This window comes from Actinopolymorpha sp. B9G3 (genome assembly GCF_040120725.1).
Taxonomy (GTDB): domain Bacteria; phylum Actinomycetota; class Actinomycetes; order Propionibacteriales; family Actinopolymorphaceae; genus Thermasporomyces.
The window spans coordinates 50162-68143 of the sequence record NZ_JBEEAB010000021.1 but is presented as its reverse complement, the minus strand read 5'-3'; the positions used below and the strand labels follow the sequence as shown (position 1 = coordinate 68143).

Below are 17982 nucleotides of genomic sequence, written 5' to 3'. Positions count from 1 at the left end.
TCGTTCACGCGACCGGTGACCGGCCCCGCCCGGCGTTCTCCTGGGTAGTCAGATGACCTGACGATTCACCCACGGCATCGGCCATGCCCTCGACCTCGGCCTCGCCACCGGCTCTTCCTTCGCCACCGGCTCTTCCCTCGACGTCGGCCGGCGCCACCTCGGGCGCGACCTCCGGCGACACCTCGGGGGCCCACAGACGTTCACACATGTCCTTCGTCAACGTGTGCCCGAGAGCGCGATAGGCCTCGAAGTCGAACTCGCCGTAGATCTGGTCGCCCGTCGAACGCAGCGGAAAGTCGCCATGGCGCAGCGCGTACGCTTCGACATCCCAGGAGAGTTGGCCCGCGAGCATCGCCTTCACCAGCAGGACCTCCGCCTCGCTGCCGTCGGGATAACGGGCCAGCCCACGAACCCAGCCGCGTTGGACCCGGTCCCCGTCATGGCGCTGCACCTGGCGAGGATCGAAACTGACATTCACACCGAGGTCCATCCGCGCCGTCGCGATCGCCGATCCCACGGTGGCGAAGCTGTCCTCCGGATCGAGGGATGCGTCGATGACGATGATCCGACGCGGCCGCCGGCGCAACGCCTCGACGAGCCCGAGGTTGTCGTAGTGCCCGCCGTCGGTGACGTAGAGCCGCCGGTCATAAAGCGACGTGCGCCCGACCGCCTCCTTGAACAACCGGTAGGCACCAGGCTTGTCCGCCACGCTCGCCAGGTGAGCCCCCTGGTCGGCGACCTTCGCGATGACCCGCGCCATCACGCCACCGCGACCATGCTCCGCGCGGTCGATCCACTTCTGGGCGAACTCCGACGGCTTCGAGGTCGATCCCCAGTACGGATTGGGCAGCCACACACCCAGCCGTGCGTTGACCACCGCGAAGAGCAGCCGCATGGGCCGGGTCCGTGCGTTCTCGCGTCCGGTCAGGGGGGCGAACGCCGCGCCACTGATGGCGACGGCACCCGCGATCGTGACGTCCCGCTGGCGATGGTCCGCGCGCACTTCGTACGCCGAGGTCGACTCCAGTCCCTCGCTCGGCAGGGTCACGTCGCCGGCAACACCCGTGAACGCCGGATCGAAGACGAACGGCACACACCCCCGGTCCGGCGGGATGAACTCGCGGTCGAACGCATTCGCCGATGCGACGATCGTCAACTGCGGGCCGCCGTCGGTGGCGCCACCCCAGGAGGAGTAGGGCATCGGCATCGCATAGTCGTACGCACTTGCCGAGTCCGGCCCGGTGCGCCGTACGAGGTAGGCAGTGGACAGGCGCTCGCGATAGTACGGATGCAACGACGTCCGCGTGGCGTCGGTGAACACAGCCACCAGCACGACGAGCCCGGCGCACACGGCGGCCACCCACCAGCGCGCCCGCCACTCCTCGCTGGCGACATAGCCGGCCGTCCACCGTGACAGCACCACGAGACCCGCGAGCAGCAGGAGTGCCGAACCGAGCCACGGCACCAGCGTCGTCCTCGCCCACCGCACGAGCCGGTCCCGGAGCCCGACGCCGAACGTGCCCGCCGTACGAGCCGCGCCCACGGCGCCAGGACGGCCATCTGCTTCGGCACCTGCCCGGGAGTCAGCACCGACGTCGAACGTCTCCAACCCCTTCCAGGCCGAGCGGGCGAGCGCGAGGAACGCTGCACCCAACGCGGCCAGCGTCGCGAAGCCGAACTGCGAGTCCAGCGCCGTGTCGGCACCTGCGGCGCCGATCCCGGCGACGCCGCTGGCGGCATTGGCCAGGCCGGTCGCGACACCGTTCGCCAGGTCGGCCATGAGGCCGGCGTCACCCGCGCCGTCCGGCCCGCCCGCTCCGCCGTTCGAGCGCACGCTCACCTGGCTCTGCCCGAAGTCGTTGGCGGCGACGAGCAACATGGGCATGCCGATCAGCAGGCCGGCCGCGAGGAAGCCCGGCAGAGTGAGGGCCTGCGCGAACGCACGTCCTTCCGTACGCAACCAGTCCGGCGGCACCCGGAACCGGTCCACCACGACCTCGACGAGAAACAGGACGACGACCAGCGCGAGTGGCCCGAGAGCCCCCAGCCAGTACCACATCGGGACGTCGGCGAAGTCGACCGCGGCGTCCGGCGTGCCAAGACCGTTGACGACGCCGACCTCGGCGATCGCCCAGCCGAGGACCCAGGACACCAAGCGAAGGCCGACACCGATCAGGACGAGGTTGACGACAGCGCCGTACAGCAACGACATGATGCCCCGCGCGCCCGCCGACACCGACGGCATCAGGTAGTTCGTGTGCCGCCGCAGCCGGGCCAGCTCAGGCGTACCGATGGCGAACGGTGTCCGCTCGCCCTGCCGGCCGGTGAGGGAGCGACGCAGGATGTGGAAGGCCGCCGCGATGTAGCCGCCGCCACTCACTCCGATGACCGACGTGGACTTCTGGTACTCGCCGATGTCAGTCAGGTGCTGGAGCGCGCCGAGGGAGAACGCGGCCGACCGGATTCCGCCACCGGAACAGCAGATGATCTGTCCGCCCTCGTCGTGGCGCCGCGGATCGGCCGGCTCGGGGCCCTCGACCTGCCGGCGCGACAACACGGCGGCGAGGAACGCACCGCAGACGACGAGTACGCCCGCGAGCCAGGCCAGCCACATCACCGGACTGAGCGTGGCCACCTCGAGCGACGGGCACGCACTGCCGCCCGACGACCGCGGCGCCGCGCCGAACCGCTGCCACAGGACGACGTTCTCCGCGACGTCGAGCACGGCGGCCAGGGAGACAAGACCGGCGCCCGCGACACCAACCGTTGACAGCGCGCGCGACCATGGCGCACGGACACAGATGAAGTCGCGGGCTCGCCAGGCGGCGAGGACGTACGCATAGATGAACATGACGTCGACCAGCAACGACAACCGCGCGGGTACGACGCAGGCGGGAACTCCGCCGGCGATGCCCGCACCCCAGCGTTCGGCCCAGGCCGGGTCGGCGTCGAGCACAGCGTTGCGCATGGGCCACTGCACAGCCAGCAGCACCAGGACGACCAGAACGGTGATGCGGACGCGCCGCCATTGCCCGACGATGCGGATCTGGGCCCGGGTGCGTTCCTCCGACACGATGCTCCCCCTTGCCGCGCGGGCCGGCCGGCGGGAACACGCAGGCCGCGGAGATCAAGGTTATGGCACCACGATCTTCACCGTCGACAAACGGAGTTCGACCGCTCGCGTCGCCCCCGCCGGCGAGGAGGGACGCCAGCCTTCGAACCAGGCTTCGGTTGGCGAACCAGGGAGTCGGTTGGCGAACCAGGCTTCAGCCGGCGAAGAGGCTGCGGAGGCGTTCGCTCCACCTGATCCGGTGGAGGAGGAGGTGCAGATATCCCCGCTGGACCCAGGTCGCCTGTGGTTCGCAGCCTTCCGCGGCCAGCTTTCGTACGGTGTCGTACGTCTCCTGCTGCGTACGGATGACGTCGTCGACGAGCGCGGTGGTCGAGGTGAGGCCGTAGGCCTCGGCGAAGACGGCGACGCGATGCGGGCGGTTGGGTGGTTCCGGATAACCGAGCGACTTCATGCACTCGGCATTGCTGCGGAACGGCGCGAGGTATTCGACGGCGTAGACGATGTCGCAGCGTTGCGGTGCGGGATAGGCGAAGTCCCAGTCGAGGATGCCGGTGGGCCGGTCTCCCTGCCACACGAGGTTGTACGGGCCGAAGTCACCATGGCAGACGATCTCGTCGGGGTTGTCCGGATCGCCGGGCTCCTGGATGCCGCTCGACCACAGCAGGTCGGGGTCGCGCCGCCAGCCCGCTACCGCGTCGTGGTACTCCCGCAGCAGCCGACCGACGGCGCGCAACCCCGAGTCGGGCACGACCTTGGCCCAGCCGGCGGGACCGGACTCGCCTTCGAGGAACGTGAGCACTTCGCGGCCCTGCTCGTCGAAACCGAGCACGCGCGGACTGTAGGGAAACCCGACCGACTCCAGATGCCGCAGCAGAGCGTGGACGGCCGGAGTCCAGGGAGCGACCGGGCGGCGGATGGTCTCGCCGACCCGTTCGACACGTCGCGGCGGCGGCTCCTGCCCTCCGCGTACGGCGTGGTCGCCGTGATCGACGTGATCGACGTGATCGGCCATGGACGGGAGGCTAGCTCGACTCCCGTGCGATGGCCCAATGCGGTGGGGGCGGAGGGCGACGGTACTGTGAGCGACTGCTGCTCACCTGGGGGATCATCGTGACGAAACCCACCCACGACGAGACGATCGGTGCCTGGCTCGACGCCCTCGGATCGGCCGCCCCGGCGCCGGGGGGTGGAGCCGCAGCCGCGATGAGCACCGCCATGGGCGCCGCGCTCGTCGCCATGGTCGCCAACCTCACGATCGGCAGGCAGTCCTACGCCGAACACCACCCGCACGTGACACGTGTGCGCGACGAGGCGGACGAGCTGCGGACCCGCGCCGTGGAACTGGTCGCGCAGGACGCCGAGGCCTTCGACGCCCTGATGGCGACGTTCCGGCTCCCCAAGGTGACCGACGCCGACAAGGCCGCGCGGGCGACCGCCATCCGGGCCGCGACCGTCCGCGCCACGGAGGTGTCCATCGACATCGCCGCTGCGGCCGCGCGCGTGGTCGGGCTGGCGGAGAGCCTGCTCGGTCGTTCCAATCCTTCGGTCGTCTCCGACATCGCGGTCGCCGCGGCTTCTGCGGTGGCCGGCCTGGAGTCGGCGGGGGTCAACGCCGACATCAACCTGCGGTCCCTCCGCGATGTCGATGTCAAGACGCGGTTGACAGCGGAGGTCGAGCGCCATCGTCTGCAGGTCAGTGCCGGGCGTAGCGTCGTCGACGCCGTACGCAAGGAGATCGGGGCATGAGCACTCTCATCGACGGCAGGGCGATCGCGGCGGCCGTCAACGCACGAACGACCCGCGCGGCCGAGCGGCTTCGGGGCGAGCCGGGCGAGCCGGTCGTCCCGACGCTCGCGATCGTCGTGCCGACCGACGACGAAGGGACGGCGTGGTACGTCCGGTCGATCCGGCGTACGGGCGAACGGGTGGGTGTCGACTGCCAGGTCGACTCGATGGTGTCGGCGTCGGGCCCGGACATCGCGCGACGGCTGGCGGAGCTGTCCGCGGATCCCTCCGTGCACGGCGTGGTCTGCCAGACGCCGTTGCCCACGGGCACAACGCTGTCGGAGGTCGCCGGATCGATCGTGGCCGCGAAGGACGTCGACGGGGCCAACCCGACGTCGCTCGGCATGGTCGCGGCGGGCATCTCCGGGGCGTTCGCGCCGGCAACCGCGGCGGCCGTCATGGAGATCCTGCGCTCGTCCGGCGTCGCCCTCTCCGGTCGGCGGGCGGTGGTGGTCGGGCGTTCGACCGTCGTCGGCAAACCCACTGCCCTGTTGCTGCTGGCCGAACACGCGACCGTGACCGTGTGCCACTCGCGAACGAGCGACCTGGCGGCGGTCTGCCGGGAGGCCGACGTCCTGGTCGCGGCCGTGGGGTGGCCGGGTTTGATCGACGCCTCGCACGTACGCCCGGGCGCGGTGGTGATCGACGTGGGGACCAACCCGACCCCGGACGGTGAGCTCGTCGGCGACGTCGACGCCGAGGCGGTGGGCGAGGTGGCGGGAGCGCTGACACCGGTGCCCGGCGGCGTCGGACCGGTGACCACCGCCATGCTGCTGCACCACACCGTGCAGGCGGCGGCGCGACTCTCCGGCTCGGTGGCTGCTCGTCAGGGCTGAGTGTTGCCTGTGGCGTGGCTGCCTTTCAGGTCCGCGCGGTGCAGGAGCGAGTCATGCCCGCCGCCGGCAAGGACCGCGCGGTGCAGGTACGAGCCACGTACGCCGCAGGCGCGGTCCGGCTGGTGCCAGCTGATCAGCTCGGCGGCACCGAACTCGAGCTCCCCCAGCTCGAGGTCCTTGCGCGCATCGCACCATGCGACAACGGCCCCGGTGTCGGGAACGGGCGCGGCGAAGTGGACCAGATGGGCGTACCAACCCGTGCGGACCCGGGTCTCGATCGGTGGCACTGCGTACCGCTCCAGGATCGTTCGCAGTCGTCGACGGAGCTCGTCCGCGGTGTCGTCGCGGGGGTAGCCGACCACCGCAATGCCACCTGGGTGCGGGCTCACGCCGCGGACGACCATGCGGAGTGCAGGGAGGTCCTCGGCCGCCTCGTCCAACGCCCGGACGTACGTACGAAGTCGGGGATCGTCGCGCGGGACGCACGACCGGTGCGGTTCGAGCGCGCGAATCGTGAAATGGATGTCGCCGGGTCCGTGCGCCCAGTGCCCAGCGCCTGCCACCGCGTCGGCCTCGCGCCCCAGGTCGGCCAGCACCTGCATCACCGGATGAGCGGAGCGGAAGACCACACTGATGCCCCAGCGACCACCGTCGTGGAGCGGCTGCTCGGGATTGATCGTGCCGGCGAGAATCGCCTGCCGCCCACGGGCCCGAACACTCGCCCCGTCGCTCTGTTCCAACGATCCGCATCCTCTCACCCGAACATCCGGGCATTGTACGGCCAGCGAGATCGCCGCCCCGTGATCATGATCGAGATCATGAAGGATTCTCGGCGTATAGCCGCCCTTCCTTTCATGATCATGGAACAGCCCTTGTTCTACAGGGCTTTCGCGGCTCGGTTGTCGGTGGTCGCGGCTATGGTTGGATCATGGAAACGGGGACCACGCGCACCACACCGCAGCAGGCGAATGCGTTGTCGGTGGTGGTGTCGCGCATGCGCAGCCGGCTCGGTGAGGAGTTGCCGCCGGCGTTGTGGTCGATGGGCGAGGGCGAACTCATCGACCTGTTGGTTGACCTGCAGGGGTTGATCGCCCAGTGCGACGCCGGACTGCTGGCCGCGATCAGCGAGGCCGATCGTCGCGACCTCGGCAAGACCGCCGGTGCCACCTCCACCACGAGCTGGCTGTCCGACATCCTGCGGATACGTCTCGGCCAGGCCAGTCGGAAAGTCAAACTTGCCAGAGATCTCGACACATCGTTGGTGATGACTCGGACCGAGATGAACACCGGCCGGATCAGCGCCGACACCGCCGACGTGATCGCCCAGACGATGCGGGACCTACCATCCGAGGCCGGACCAGATGCACGGTTCGACGCCGAACACGCCATGCTCGAGCACGCCCGCACCTTTCACCCCGGGGAGTTGACGAAGATCGGCACAACGATCCTCAACTCCGGCGAATCACCATCCCACGCTGGTGAGAAGCCGCACCTGGTCATCCGCATCGACAGCAACGACCTCGCCAATGGCACCGGCTACGCCACCCTGCTCCGCACCGGCACCCCCATCTCGGCGCGCACCGCCCAACGGATGGCCTGCGATGCGAAGATCAGCGTCAGGGGCACCATCAACGGCGAAGAAGCACTCACCGACGGCACCCGGCTCTTCGTCGGCAAAACCCGCCGGCTGCTCGAACTCCGGGATCGCGGATGTGCCTTTCCTGGATGCGACCGCCCGCCATCATGGTGTGAGGGCCACCATGTGATCGCCTGGCTGAAAGGCGGGCCAAACCACGGTCGCGAACGGCGTCTTGCTGTGCGCATTTCACCACCGCCTCATCCACCAGGGAGCCTGGACCGTACGCATAGCCGGCGACGGCATGCCGGAATATGTCCCACCCGAATGGATCAGCAGAACCCGAGAACCCTTACGCAACACAAGACATCGAACGTAGGGGTTGGTAGTTGTCCACTTCACCGGCAGGATGGCGCTCATGTCGGCAAACCTCGGAGCCCTCAGCGACCTCTGCACGCCGTGGTGCGTTCGGGTCGTGGCAACCCTTCGCATCGCTGAACTCCTCGCGGACGCAGAGAGCACCGCAGAGACAGGCAGGACCACAGACGCAGACAACACCGCAGAGGCTGACAGGACGACAGGCGGCGAGGGCGACGGCAGCGGGCCGGCGCGCGCAGATGCCGCGGCAGACATGGATACGACCGTCGGCATTGACGACCTCGCCTCGGCGGCTGGCTGCGATCCCGACGTCCTCTACCGGGTGCTCTCGCACCTCGTCACCAAGGGCGTGTTCGACGAGCCCACGGCCGGACGGTTCGCGATCAACGAGACCGCACGCGCGCTGCTCGACCCTGGTACGCACCTCTTCCTCGACCTCGACGGCATCGGCGGCAGGATGGCACACGCATGGAGCACGCTCCTGAAGGCCGTACGCACCGGAGAGCCCGCCTACCATGAAGTCTTCGGCCGACCGTTCTGGGAGGACCTGGACGCCCATCCGGACGTCGCGGCCAGCTTCGACGATCTCATGGGCCCCGCCGGACATGGCACCCCAGACACCGACATCCTGGTCACCGGCGACTGGGACTCGGTGCGCACCGTGGTCGATGTCGGCGGAGGCACAGGCGCGCTGCTCGCGGAAATCCTGCGTACGCATCCACACATCCATGCCAGCCTGGTCGATCTGCCGAGGACAGTCGCACGCGCGGACTCGACGTTCCGGTCCGCAGGAGTGGCCGACCGCGTTACCACACATGGACAGAGTTTCTTCGATTTGCTGCCTGGCAAGGCCGATCTCTACCTCCTGATGTCCATCCTCAACGACTGGCCGGACCGCGAGGCCGTCGCGATCCTGCAGCGCTGCGCCGAAGCGGCACACCCCCATGGCCGGGTTCTGATCGTCGGTGGGGTTTCCGACGGCGCAGGAAGGTCGGCCGCCCTGATACCGGAGACAGTCCTGATGGGAGGCAAGGATCGACGCCTCACCAATTTCGGCGAGCTCGCCCGCGCGGCCGGGCTCGAGGTCCATGCGACCAGGCACCTCCCGACCGGGCACCTCGCCGTCGAGTGCCGCCCCCACGACCCAGAAAGGCAGTGACGCCGCTGCCCCCTGGCGTTCCAACGGCAAGGGCACGGCACACTGGACGTGATGAGCCGACGAACATCGCCACCACCGGACAACCATGTTCACAGCGAATGGTCTTGGGACGCGGAGAACGGTTCGATGGAACGGACCTGCGCCCGGGCCGTCGAGATCGGTCTTCCCGCGATCGCGTTCACCGAACACGCCGACTTCACGCCGTGGGTGGTCGCCGCCGACGATCCGGCGCCTCCACCGCCCTCACTCGTCGACGCCGACGGTCTCTTCAGCCCACCGGGTCTCGACGTCGACGGTTACCTGGCATGCCTGCAAGTCTGCCGAGACAAGTTCCCCGACCTGCGGATCATGTCCGGTGTCGAACTCGGCGAAGCTCACTGGCACCGGCGGGCCGCCGCAGATCTGCTGTCCGGCGACCGCTTCGACCGGGTGTTGGGATCCCTGCACGCCTTGCAGAGCAACGGCCGCTACGTGGAGCCTTCGCAGCTCTTCCGCGAGCAGCCAGTGGCCGAGGTCGTTTGGGGCTATCTGGCCGAGGTGACCCGCCTCATCGAGCAGTCCGACGCCTTCGAGGTCCTGGCCCACATCGACTATGTCCTCCGGTACTTGCCGGCCGACGCGGGACCGTTCGACCCGACGGCCTTCGAAGACGAGTTTCGGACCGCGCTCGACGCTCTGGCTCGCTCGGGACGGGCCCTCGAGGTCAACACCCGGCTCCCCCTGCACGCACAGGTGGTTCGCTGGTGGTACGACGTCGGCGGTGAAGCAGTCACCTTCGGCAGCGACGCCCACGAGCCGGCCATGCTCGCGACCGGGTTCTCCTCCGCCGCCGCGATGGTGGAGGCCGCCGGCTTCCATCCGGGCCGGCATCCGTACGACTTCTGGCGCCGTCACCGCTGAAGCGGCGTCCGGACCAGACCCGCATCGTCTCCGCGCCGATCGTGAACGTCGGCCCCTCCAGCAGATCGTGACCGGTCGTCCATTCCGTGAGAATGTGGTCGTCGACGGGACGGGTGGAGAGGAGACGGTCGTCGTGACTCTGGCGTACGAACGGCAAGGAACCGGTGCTCCGCTCGTTCTGCTCCACGGGCTTGGCCACCGCCGACAGGGGTGGCGCCCGGTGATCGACCTGCTCGCCAGGGAGTTCGACGTCATCGCCGTCGACCTGCCCGGGTTCGGTGAATCCTCACCGGTCGGCCCACGGTGGCGCGAGGACCTCACGCCCGCCATCTCGGCGTTCTGCGACGACCTCGGCCTGAAACGCCCGCACGTCGCCGGTAACAGTCTCGGCGGCGCGCTCGCCCTGGAACTCGCGATCTCCGGACGGGTCGCGTCCGCCACCGCCCTCGCGCCGGCAGGTTTCTGGACCACGTCGGAACGCCGCCGGGCGCTGGCCACGCTCCACACGTTACGGGCGACCACCTTCCTGCCGGTGGCCGTGCAACGCTCCCTTCTCGCCTCGCGGCAGATGCGTCGCTGGACGTACGGGGTGTTCGTCGGCGAGCCGGATCGTCTTCCACCCGCGGCGATCCTCGACGACAGTCTCGCGATGCGTGCCGGGAAGAGCTTCCGGCCGGTGGCGCGGCATGGCCGCGGTTATGCGGTCACGGGCACCCTCCAGTGCCCGGTCACCGTGGCGTGGGGGACCCGGGACCGGATCCTTCCGTACGTGCAGGCCGACCGCGCCAGACAGCGCTTCCCCGAGGCCCGTCACGTCGACCTTCCGGGCTGTGGCCACGTACCGATGAGCGACGATCCCGTCCTGGTCGCCACCACCATCGGACACACCGTCAAGGGACGCAGGCCATGACCGACGGCGCATCGACCACACAGCCGGCGATCGTGGTCATCGGTGCCGGGTTCGGCGGCATCGGCATGGCGATCCAGCTGAAGAAGGCCGGAATCCACAGCTTCGTCATCCTCGAGAAGGACGACGACCTCGGCGGCACCTGGCGCGCCAACGGCTATCCCGGCTGTGCCTGCGACGTGCCGTCGCACCTCTATTCGTACTCCTACGAACTCAATCCGGACTGGTCGCGGATGTTCTCACCACGGGAGGAGATCTGGGACTATCTGCGTCGCTGCGTGGAGAAGTACGCGGTGGCGCCGCACATTCGTTACGGCGTACATGTCGAGTCGATGGAATGGCAGGACGACACGCGCCGCTGGCATGTCACGACCGCGACCGGCGAGGTTCTGACACCGAGGGCGGTCGTGTCCGGGGTCGGGTCGCTGCACGTGCCGTCCTATCCCGACATCCCTGGCGCGGAACGGTTCGGCGGCGTGAGCTTCCACTCGTCGGCCTGGGACGATTCGTACGACCTGACCGGCAAGCGGGTCGCGGTGATCGGGACCGGTGCAAGCGCAGTCCAGTTCGTTCCCCGAATCGCCGAGAAGGTTTCCCGGCTGCACGTCTTCCAGCGAACGCCGCCGTGGATCCATCCCCGGCCGGACACCGAGATTCCCGCGAAGCGACGCGCGCTCTTCCGGCGCATTCCGCCGGCGATGCGGGCGTTTCGTACGGCGATCTACGGCGGGCTCGAACTCCGCGCTCTCGGATTCGCGGTGAACCCCAAGCTGATGGAACCGCTGGAGGCGCTCGGGCGGCGGCATCTCGAACGCCAGGTCGCCGACCCGGACCTGCGGGCGAAACTCACGCCCGACTACACGATCGGCTGCAAACGGATCCTGCTGTCGTCGGACTACTATCCAGCGCTCGCGCGGCCGCACGCCGATCTCGTGACCGACGGAATCGCCGAGATCGACGAGCGGGGAATCCGTACGCACGAAGGAGATTCGTACGACGTCGACGCGATCATCTACGGTACCGGCTTCAAGGTCACCTCTGCCCTGATGGAACGCCAGATCGTCGGCCGGAACGGCGTGAAGATCCAGGACGCCTGGGCCGGCGGCATCGAGGCGCACCATGGCATCTCGGTCGCCGGATTCCCCAACTTCTTCATGCTTCTCGGCCCGAACACCGGCCTCGGCCACACGTCGGTCGTGTTCATGATCGAGGCGCAGGTCCAGCACATCATGAGCTGCCTGCGGCTGTTGCTGCGGCACCGGGCGGACGTGATCGAGGTCAGGCCGTCCGCCCAACGTCGTTCGAACGAACGCCTGCACCGGCGACTCCGCAAGGCGGTGTGGAGTGTGGGCGGATGCCGAAGCTGGTATCTGGACGAGGACGGTGTCAACCGGACGATCTGGCCCGGCTTCTCCTTCGAGTACTGGGCACGCGCCCGTCGCGCCAGGCGCGCTGACTACGACCTCACCTGAGGTGCCGGTGCGGGCTGGTTCGCAGCAGGGGCACCCCTCATCCATCCTGGAGTGGTCCTGAGATGCCGCCAGCCGAACAGTCAGGGCGCAAAGAGGCGGCGATTCTGCTCACTCCACCGGATGCGGTCCCGCAGTTCGTCCAGATAGCCGGCGGCCACCAGCTCCCGCTGGCGCTCGTGTCCCTCGTCCGCGAGTCTCTGGACGGTGCCCAGCCCAGCCTGCTGCACCGCGATCACCTCATCGACCAGGCCCTCGGTCGATGCCAGTCCGTACGCCTCGGCGAAGATCTCGAGGCGCCGCAGCCGGTCCGGAGGCTCCGGATAGCGCAACCACCGCAGGCATTCGGCGTCGTCGCGGAACGGAACCATGTACTCCAGCGCGTACGCGACGTCCTGCCGGGGCGACGCGAGGTTGGCGTACTCCCAGTCGAGCAGGCCAACCGGCTGGACTCCCTGCCAGACGATGTTCCACGGCCCGAAGTCCCCGTGGCAGACCACCTCGCCCGGCCCGCCGGTCCCCCGCTGCCCGGTGAACCAGACCGGCTCGACGTCCGGCCGCCATGCCGCCACGACGTCGTGGTACTCCCGAAGCAGCCGCGCCGCCGCCCGCAGACCGCCCTCGTCGACGACCTTCGCCCAGCCGTCCGGGCCCGACTCGCCCTCGATGTAGGTGAGGATGTCCACGTCGCCTTCGATGCCGACCACGTGCGGGGCGTACGCAAACCCGGCGTCACACAGGTAGCCGAGCAGCGCATGGACGGCGGGAGTCCATGGCTGCAGGGGATGGCGGACAGTCGAGCCGACCCGGACCACCGGCCGGTCGGAGCGGTCCTGGAGGATCTCGCCGTCTTCTGCCACCCCCGCACGGTACAAGCCGGGCAGGGGTACGCCGCCAGCCGTTTTCCGACCAGCGCCGGAGCTCCCGCCCCTGTTCACCACTCGCCCTGAGGCCAGCTACCCGTCGCCGCTCTACTCGTCCTGCAGTCGCTGGAACGGGAACGGCGGCATCGTCAACGGCAATGCGGCCAGTCGGACGAGGAGCAGCGGATTGTCATCGCCGGCGGTCTTGTTGAGCCGGAGCCGCCCGCAGTTCGTACAGCGGTGGATGAGGACCCACCGACCCTTGCCGCGCACGGTGACCGCGATGGGTTCCATCCCGCCGGCGCAGTCGGTCTTCCGGTCACCCGGCACGTTGCGATCAAGGTGCCGGGACCACAGACAACTCGGACAGTGATTGCGATGGGAGGTGCCGGGCGCGTCGAGCGAGACGTCTACCCCGCAGTGCGCGCACCGGAACGAACGTGCGAATGCCAACCTGAGAGACCTTTCGGAGCGAGGGTACGAAACCGGACAAACATGACTCGTCTCCTTTCAGTCTCGGTGGCGTCACGCCAGTCGTTGATCGGGCCGGGTAAGCAGACCAGGAAGCACACCGCGGCGTCAAGCGAGAATGTCTCCGGGCAGAGGTGAGACCGGACGCCGATGAGTGCCTCGGGGACGCAGGCGGCGCGGGCCGGGTGTCATGCGTCCTCGGCGGGGATCGTCGCACTTGCGAGGGACAGCTTCTCCGCGTGGTGGCAGGCCGCGAGGTGGTGGCCGTCGATCACCCGGAGTTCCGGTCGCTCCGTCGTACACCGTTCCTCGTCGGCGTACCGGCACCGGGTGTGGAAGAAGCATCCGCTCGGCGGGTTGGCGGGGTCGGGGAAGTTGTCCGACAGCCGGATCCGGCGTCCGCTGCCCCGCAGCCGCGGGTCCGGGCGCGGCACCGCCGACAGCAGAGCCTCGGTGTAGGGGTGCTGCGGATCGTCGTACAACTCCTCGGTCGTGGCGACCTCGACGATCCTTCCGAGGTACATCACCGCCACGCGGTTGCAGATGCTCTCGACGACGGACATGTCGTGGGAGATGAACAGGTACGTGAGATCGAACTCGTCCTGCAGATCGCGTAGCAGGTTGAGGATCTGCGCCCGGACCGAGACGTCCAGCGCGGACACCGCCTCGTCGGCGATGACGAGTTGGGGATTGACGATGAGCGCGCGGGCGATGTTGACCCGCTGACGTTCACCACCGGAGAACGCATGCGGATAACGGCGCATGTGCGACGGTGACAAGCCGACCTTGCGCAGGATCTCGGCCACCCGGTCCTCCACCTCAGAGCCCCGCGCGACCCCGCTGGCCGTGAGCGGATCACCCACGATCTGCAGGATCGTCATGCGCGGATTGAGCGAGGAGAACGGGTCCTGGAAGATCACCCGGATCCTTCGTTGGTACGCACGGAGCTGCCGGATGCCCATCGGCGCCAGGTCGACCGCACTGCCATCATCGTTGCGGTAGTACAGGTGACCGTCGGTGGGTTGGCAGCTGCGGACGATGCACCTTCCCAGCGTCGTCTTCCCGCAGCCGGACTCACCCACCAGGCCGAGAACCTCGCCAGGACGGATCGCGAAGCTGACGTCATTGACCGCCTGGACATGGCCCGTCGTCCGCGCGAAGAGCCCGCGACCTCTGATGGGAAAGCGCATCGAGAGGTTCTCGACCCGCAGCAACGCTCCGGTGTCGTCCGTACGTACGGAGTCGGTGGTTTCCGCCGCTGTCGTCATGCTCCCTCCCCTCCGTCCACCCGGACTCCCGTGCCCTGGCGCAGCTCGTGCTTTCGGAGCAGGTCAGGATCGTGCAGAACGCAGCGGACGCGGCGCTCGTCGGCGAGCGTGACCGTCGGCGGTTCGACCATGTCGCACAGGCCCGGGACCTCGTGGTCGCAGCGCGGCTGGAACGGACAGCCCCTCGGCCGGTCGAGCGGATGAGGCACCTGCCCGCGGATCGACGACAGTCGTTGCCGCACCCCGCGACCCATGGTGGGGATGGAGTCCAGCAGTGCCCGAGTGTAGGGATGCTTCGGGTCATGGAAGATCTCGTCAACGCCGCCTTGCTCCACCACGGTTCCGAGGTACATCACGATCACCTCGTCGGCGATCTCGGCGACCACACCCAGGTCGTGCGTGATGAACATCATCGCCATCCCGGTGTCGCGCTGGATGTCGATCAGCAGGTCGATGATGCGCGCCTGGGTCGTGACGTCGAGCGCCGTCGTCGGCTCGTCGGCGATGAGCAGTCTCGGCTCGCAGGCCAACGCGATGGCGATCATCACCCGCTGGCACATGCCACCAGAGAGCTGGAAGGGATAACTGCCCATCGTCCGTTCAGGTCGGGGAATGCCGACGCGTTCCAACAGGCCGATGCCGCGTTTCCAGGCATCCTCCTTGCTCAACGGCAGATGTACCTGGATCGCCTCGACGAGCTGGTTCGCCACGGTGTAGACAGGCGACAGGGACGCCATCGGCTCCTGGAAGACCATCGAGATCTCGTTGCCGCGAATCTTCCGCATCCTTTCGCCACGGATGTCGTAGGCCGCCAGGTCGACGCGATCCTCACCGGCGGCCGCGGCGCCGTTCGTTCCGGCACCGTCCGTACGCCACCAGACGTGGCCATCGACCACCCGGCCGGGCGACTCCACCAGACCGAGGATCGACCGGGCAGTGATGCTCTTTCCGCAGCCGGACTCCCCGACCACGCACACCGTCTTGCCCTCAGGCAGGTTGAGGTCGACACCATCGACAGCACGGACCACACCGTCGTCGGTGAAGAAGTGCGTCTTCAGTCCCTCGATCACGAGTAGACCGTCTGAACGTGGCATCGATCTCCTACTGACTGTACGGGTCTGCTGCATCACGCAGACCGTCGCCGACGAAGTTGAGCGAGAGCACCGCGATCACCACGGCCACGCCCGGCAGCATCAACCATGGCGCGTTGGCGATCACCTGGACGTTCTGCGCGTCCTGCAGGAGGACACCCCAGCTGACGACGGGCGCCTGCAGACCCAGGCCCAGGAACGACAGGGCCGTCTCGGCAAGAATCATGCCCGGAATCGAGAGGGTCAACGACGCGATCAGGTGGCTGGTGAACGACGGCAACATGTGCCGGAAGATCAACCGGCGTGGGCGATTGCCGTCCAGATGGGCCGACGTGATGAACTCCTCGACCCGCAAGGACATGAACCTGCCTCGGGTGACGCGGGCGAGGTCGGTCCAGGCGAACGTCGCGAGGATCACCGTGATCGCGAAGTACCGCTTCAGTGGTCCCCAGCCGCCAGGCACCGCCGCGGCAAGCCCCAGCCACAGCGGCAGCGTGGGAATCGACATGAAGAACTCCACCATGCGTTGGATCAACGTGTCGGTCTTGCCGCCGAAATAGCCGGAGATCCCGCCGAGCACGACGCCGAGCAGGAACGCCATGGTGACGCCGATGAGCCCGATCGTCATCGACACCCTCGTGCCATGGACCAGACGGGACAACAGGTCCCGGCCACTACGGTCCGAGCCGAGAAGGTACATCGGTTGCTTGTCGTCCACCGGACCGATCAGGTGCAGGTTGGTCGGGATCAGCCCCCACATCCGATACTCGTCGGTCGAGGTGTCGAACAGCCGGACGGGAATCTTCTTCGACTCGTCGATCGTGTAGACGTTCTCGAACGTCTCGGGGTCCCGCGAAGACGTATAGCCGTGGACATAAAGTCCGAAGTCCCAGCCGTCGCCGCTCGTGTCTAGCACGTGCAGCATCTGCGGCGGCGCGAAGGGATACTCCTCGTGGAACTTTCCGGTGGAGTACGGCGCGACGAACTCTGCGAAGAGTGCGACGAGGTACAGGATGATCGCCGCCACGGCACCGATCATCGCCAGCTTGTGGCGTTTGAACGCACGCCAGACGAGTTTCGCCTGGCTCGCCGAGTAGTCCTCCTCTCGCGCGCGGTCAGTGCCGGCGCTCGGACCGGACGTACCATCGGGCGTGGCGACCTGCCTGGTCGGCACCTGTCCCGTCACCCCTGCCATGCTTCGCCTTCCCGCCGCTACATTCCGCGCAGCCGGACTCGGGGATCGAGCCACGCCAGAGCGATATCGGACAACAACGTGCCGATGACGGTGAGCACACTCACGATCAGGATGAGTGACCCGGCAAGGTACATGTCCTGGCTGAGCAGCGAGCTCAGCAACAACGGGCCGGTCGTCGGCAGGGACAGCACCTGGGCAACGATCACCTCACCGGATACGAGGACCGGCAGGATCCAGCCGATCGTGGAGATGAACGGGTTCATCGCGATCCGCAGCGGATACTTGAGGATCACCTTCCGCTCAGGAATTCCGCGCGCCCGCGCCGCGACGACGTACGGCTTGCGAAGCTCGTCGAGCAGGTTGTTGCGGAGAATGCGAATCAGCCCCGCCGTCCCGGCGGTTCCGAGGACGACGATCGGCACCCACAGATGGCCGAGCAGGTCCACGACCTTGCCGAGGTTCCACCCCGCATCCGCGTACGTCGGCGAGAACAGCCCACCGACGCTGAGGCCGAAGAACCGGTATCCCATGTACATCAACACCAAAGCGATGAGGAAGTTCGGCACCGCGAGTCCGAGAAACCCGATCGTGGTGAAGAGGTAGTCGCCGATCGAGTACTGCCGGACCGCGGAGTACAGCCCCACCGGGAAGGCGATGATCCAGGTGAACATCAGCGTCGTCCCAGCCATCACGATGGTCAGCGGGAGGCGCTGTGCCAGCAGGTCGGCGACCGGCCGGTTGTACTGGAACGACTGGCCGAAGTCGAGATCGGTGAGGATCGCCGATATCCACTTGAAGTACTGCACGTAGATCGGTTCGCCCAGGCCGTAACGCTGTTGCAGGGCTGCCAGCTGACCCTGGTCCATCTCGATTCCCTGCGCCCGCATCTGTGCCACCAGGGTCGTGAGGTAGTCCCCTGGTGGCAACGAGATGATGAGAAAGGCGACGACGGAGATGAGGAACACCGTCGGAATCATGTACGCCACCCGGCGTACGATGAAACTGAGCATC

At 67.9% G+C, this 17982-nt stretch carries 16 protein-coding genes; 7 read left to right on the top strand and 9 right to left on the bottom strand.

Annotation, left to right across the window (positions count from 1 at the left end; translation table 11 throughout):
• Positions 1–4: 4 nt before the first annotated feature.
• Together ABNF93_RS27850 and ABNF93_RS27845 are read right to left on the bottom strand one after the other, a co-directional pair.
• A complete protein-coding gene (locus ABNF93_RS27850) occupies positions 5–3073 on the bottom strand; it encodes a patatin-like phospholipase domain-containing protein (protein ID WP_349331172.1) in 3069 nt (1022 codons plus the stop codon).
• 193 nt (positions 3074–3266) lie between these two features.
• Positions 3267–4085, bottom strand: coding sequence for an aminoglycoside phosphotransferase family protein (locus ABNF93_RS27845; RefSeq protein ID WP_349331171.1), 819 nt, complete (start codon positions 4083–4085; stop codon positions 3267–3269).
• Between the two features lie 98 nt (positions 4086–4183).
• On the opposite strand from ABNF93_RS27845, the gene ABNF93_RS27840 reads away from it, so the two are divergent.
• Together ABNF93_RS27840 and ABNF93_RS27835 are read left to right on the top strand one after the other, a co-directional pair.
• Positions 4184–4819, top strand: coding sequence for a cyclodeaminase/cyclohydrolase family protein (locus ABNF93_RS27840; RefSeq protein WP_349331170.1), 636 nt, complete (start codon positions 4184–4186; stop codon positions 4817–4819).
• Positions 4816–5694: a bifunctional 5,10-methylenetetrahydrofolate dehydrogenase/5,10-methenyltetrahydrofolate cyclohydrolase gene (locus ABNF93_RS27835; protein WP_349331169.1), complete on the top strand. Its 879-nt coding sequence runs from the start codon at positions 4816–4818 to the stop codon at positions 5692–5694. Before ABNF93_RS27840 ends, ABNF93_RS27835 begins: the two co-directional genes overlap by 4 nt.
• Here the strand turns inward: ABNF93_RS27835 and ABNF93_RS27830 are convergent.
• Positions 5685–6434, bottom strand: a complete 750-nt coding sequence (locus tag ABNF93_RS27830) for a hypothetical protein (protein WP_349331168.1) — start codon at positions 6432–6434, stop codon at positions 5685–5687. The two genes, ABNF93_RS27835 and ABNF93_RS27830, sit on opposite strands and share 10 nt — an antisense overlap.
• A 188-nt stretch (positions 6435–6622) precedes the next feature.
• Between ABNF93_RS27830 and ABNF93_RS27825 the strand changes: the two genes are divergently transcribed.
• The 5 genes from ABNF93_RS27825 to ABNF93_RS27805 all read left to right on the top strand — a co-directional run bounded on the left by ABNF93_RS27825 (position 6623) and on the right by ABNF93_RS27805 (position 12086).
• Positions 6623–7768 carry an HNH endonuclease signature motif containing protein gene (locus ABNF93_RS27825; protein WP_349331167.1) on the top strand — a complete coding sequence of 382 codons (1146 nt, stop codon included), beginning with the start codon at positions 6623–6625 and terminating at the stop codon, positions 7766–7768.
• Between the two features lie 133 nt (positions 7769–7901).
• Positions 7902–8807 (top strand): methyltransferase, encoded by a 906-nt coding sequence (locus ABNF93_RS27820; RefSeq protein ID WP_349331166.1) that lies wholly within the window; start codon positions 7902–7904, stop codon positions 8805–8807.
• A 51-nt stretch (positions 8808–8858) separates the two neighbouring features.
• A complete protein-coding gene (locus ABNF93_RS27815; protein WP_349331165.1) occupies positions 8859–9707 on the top strand; it encodes a PHP domain-containing protein in 849 nt (282 codons plus the stop codon).
• Positions 9708–9774: 67 nt separating this feature from the next.
• Positions 9775–10617 (top strand): alpha/beta fold hydrolase, encoded by an 843-nt coding sequence (locus ABNF93_RS27810; protein WP_349331164.1) that lies wholly within the window; start codon positions 9775–9777, stop codon positions 10615–10617.
• Entirely contained in the window at positions 10614–12086 is a 1473-nt protein-coding gene (locus ABNF93_RS27805) for a flavin-containing monooxygenase (protein ID WP_349331163.1), read from the top strand. Before ABNF93_RS27810 ends, ABNF93_RS27805 begins: the two co-directional genes overlap by 4 nt.
• A gap of 80 nt (positions 12087–12166) precedes the next feature.
• On the opposite strand, the gene ABNF93_RS27800 is transcribed toward ABNF93_RS27805, so the two are convergent.
• The 6 genes from ABNF93_RS27800 to ABNF93_RS27775 all read right to left on the bottom strand — a co-directional run bounded on the left by ABNF93_RS27800 (position 12167) and on the right by ABNF93_RS27775 (position 17981).
• Complete coding sequence (locus tag ABNF93_RS27800; protein WP_349331162.1) at positions 12167–12943, bottom strand: aminoglycoside phosphotransferase family protein; 777 nt, start codon at positions 12941–12943, stop codon at positions 12167–12169.
• A 111-nt stretch (positions 12944–13054) separates the two neighbouring features.
• On the bottom strand, positions 13055–13399 hold the full coding sequence (locus ABNF93_RS27795; protein ID WP_349331161.1) for an RNHCP domain-containing protein: 345 nt from the start codon (positions 13397–13399) through the stop codon (positions 13055–13057).
• Between the two features lie 206 nt (positions 13400–13605).
• Positions 13606–14685 carry an ABC transporter ATP-binding protein gene (locus ABNF93_RS27790; RefSeq protein ID WP_349331160.1) on the bottom strand — a complete coding sequence of 360 codons (1080 nt, stop codon included), beginning with the start codon at positions 14683–14685 and terminating at the stop codon, positions 13606–13608.
• A complete protein-coding gene (locus ABNF93_RS27785; RefSeq protein ID WP_349331159.1) occupies positions 14682–15779 on the bottom strand; it encodes an ABC transporter ATP-binding protein in 1098 nt (365 codons plus the stop codon). Before ABNF93_RS27785 ends, ABNF93_RS27790 begins: the two co-directional genes overlap by 4 nt.
• A gap of 7 nt (positions 15780–15786) precedes the next feature.
• Complete coding sequence (locus ABNF93_RS27780; RefSeq protein ID WP_349331158.1) at positions 15787–16962, bottom strand: ABC transporter permease; 1176 nt, start codon at positions 16960–16962, stop codon at positions 15787–15789.
• Between the two features lie 26 nt (positions 16963–16988).
• Positions 16989–17981, bottom strand: a complete 993-nt coding sequence (locus tag ABNF93_RS27775; RefSeq protein ID WP_349331157.1) for an ABC transporter permease — start codon at positions 17979–17981, stop codon at positions 16989–16991.
• Position 17982: the final 1 nt, after the last annotated feature.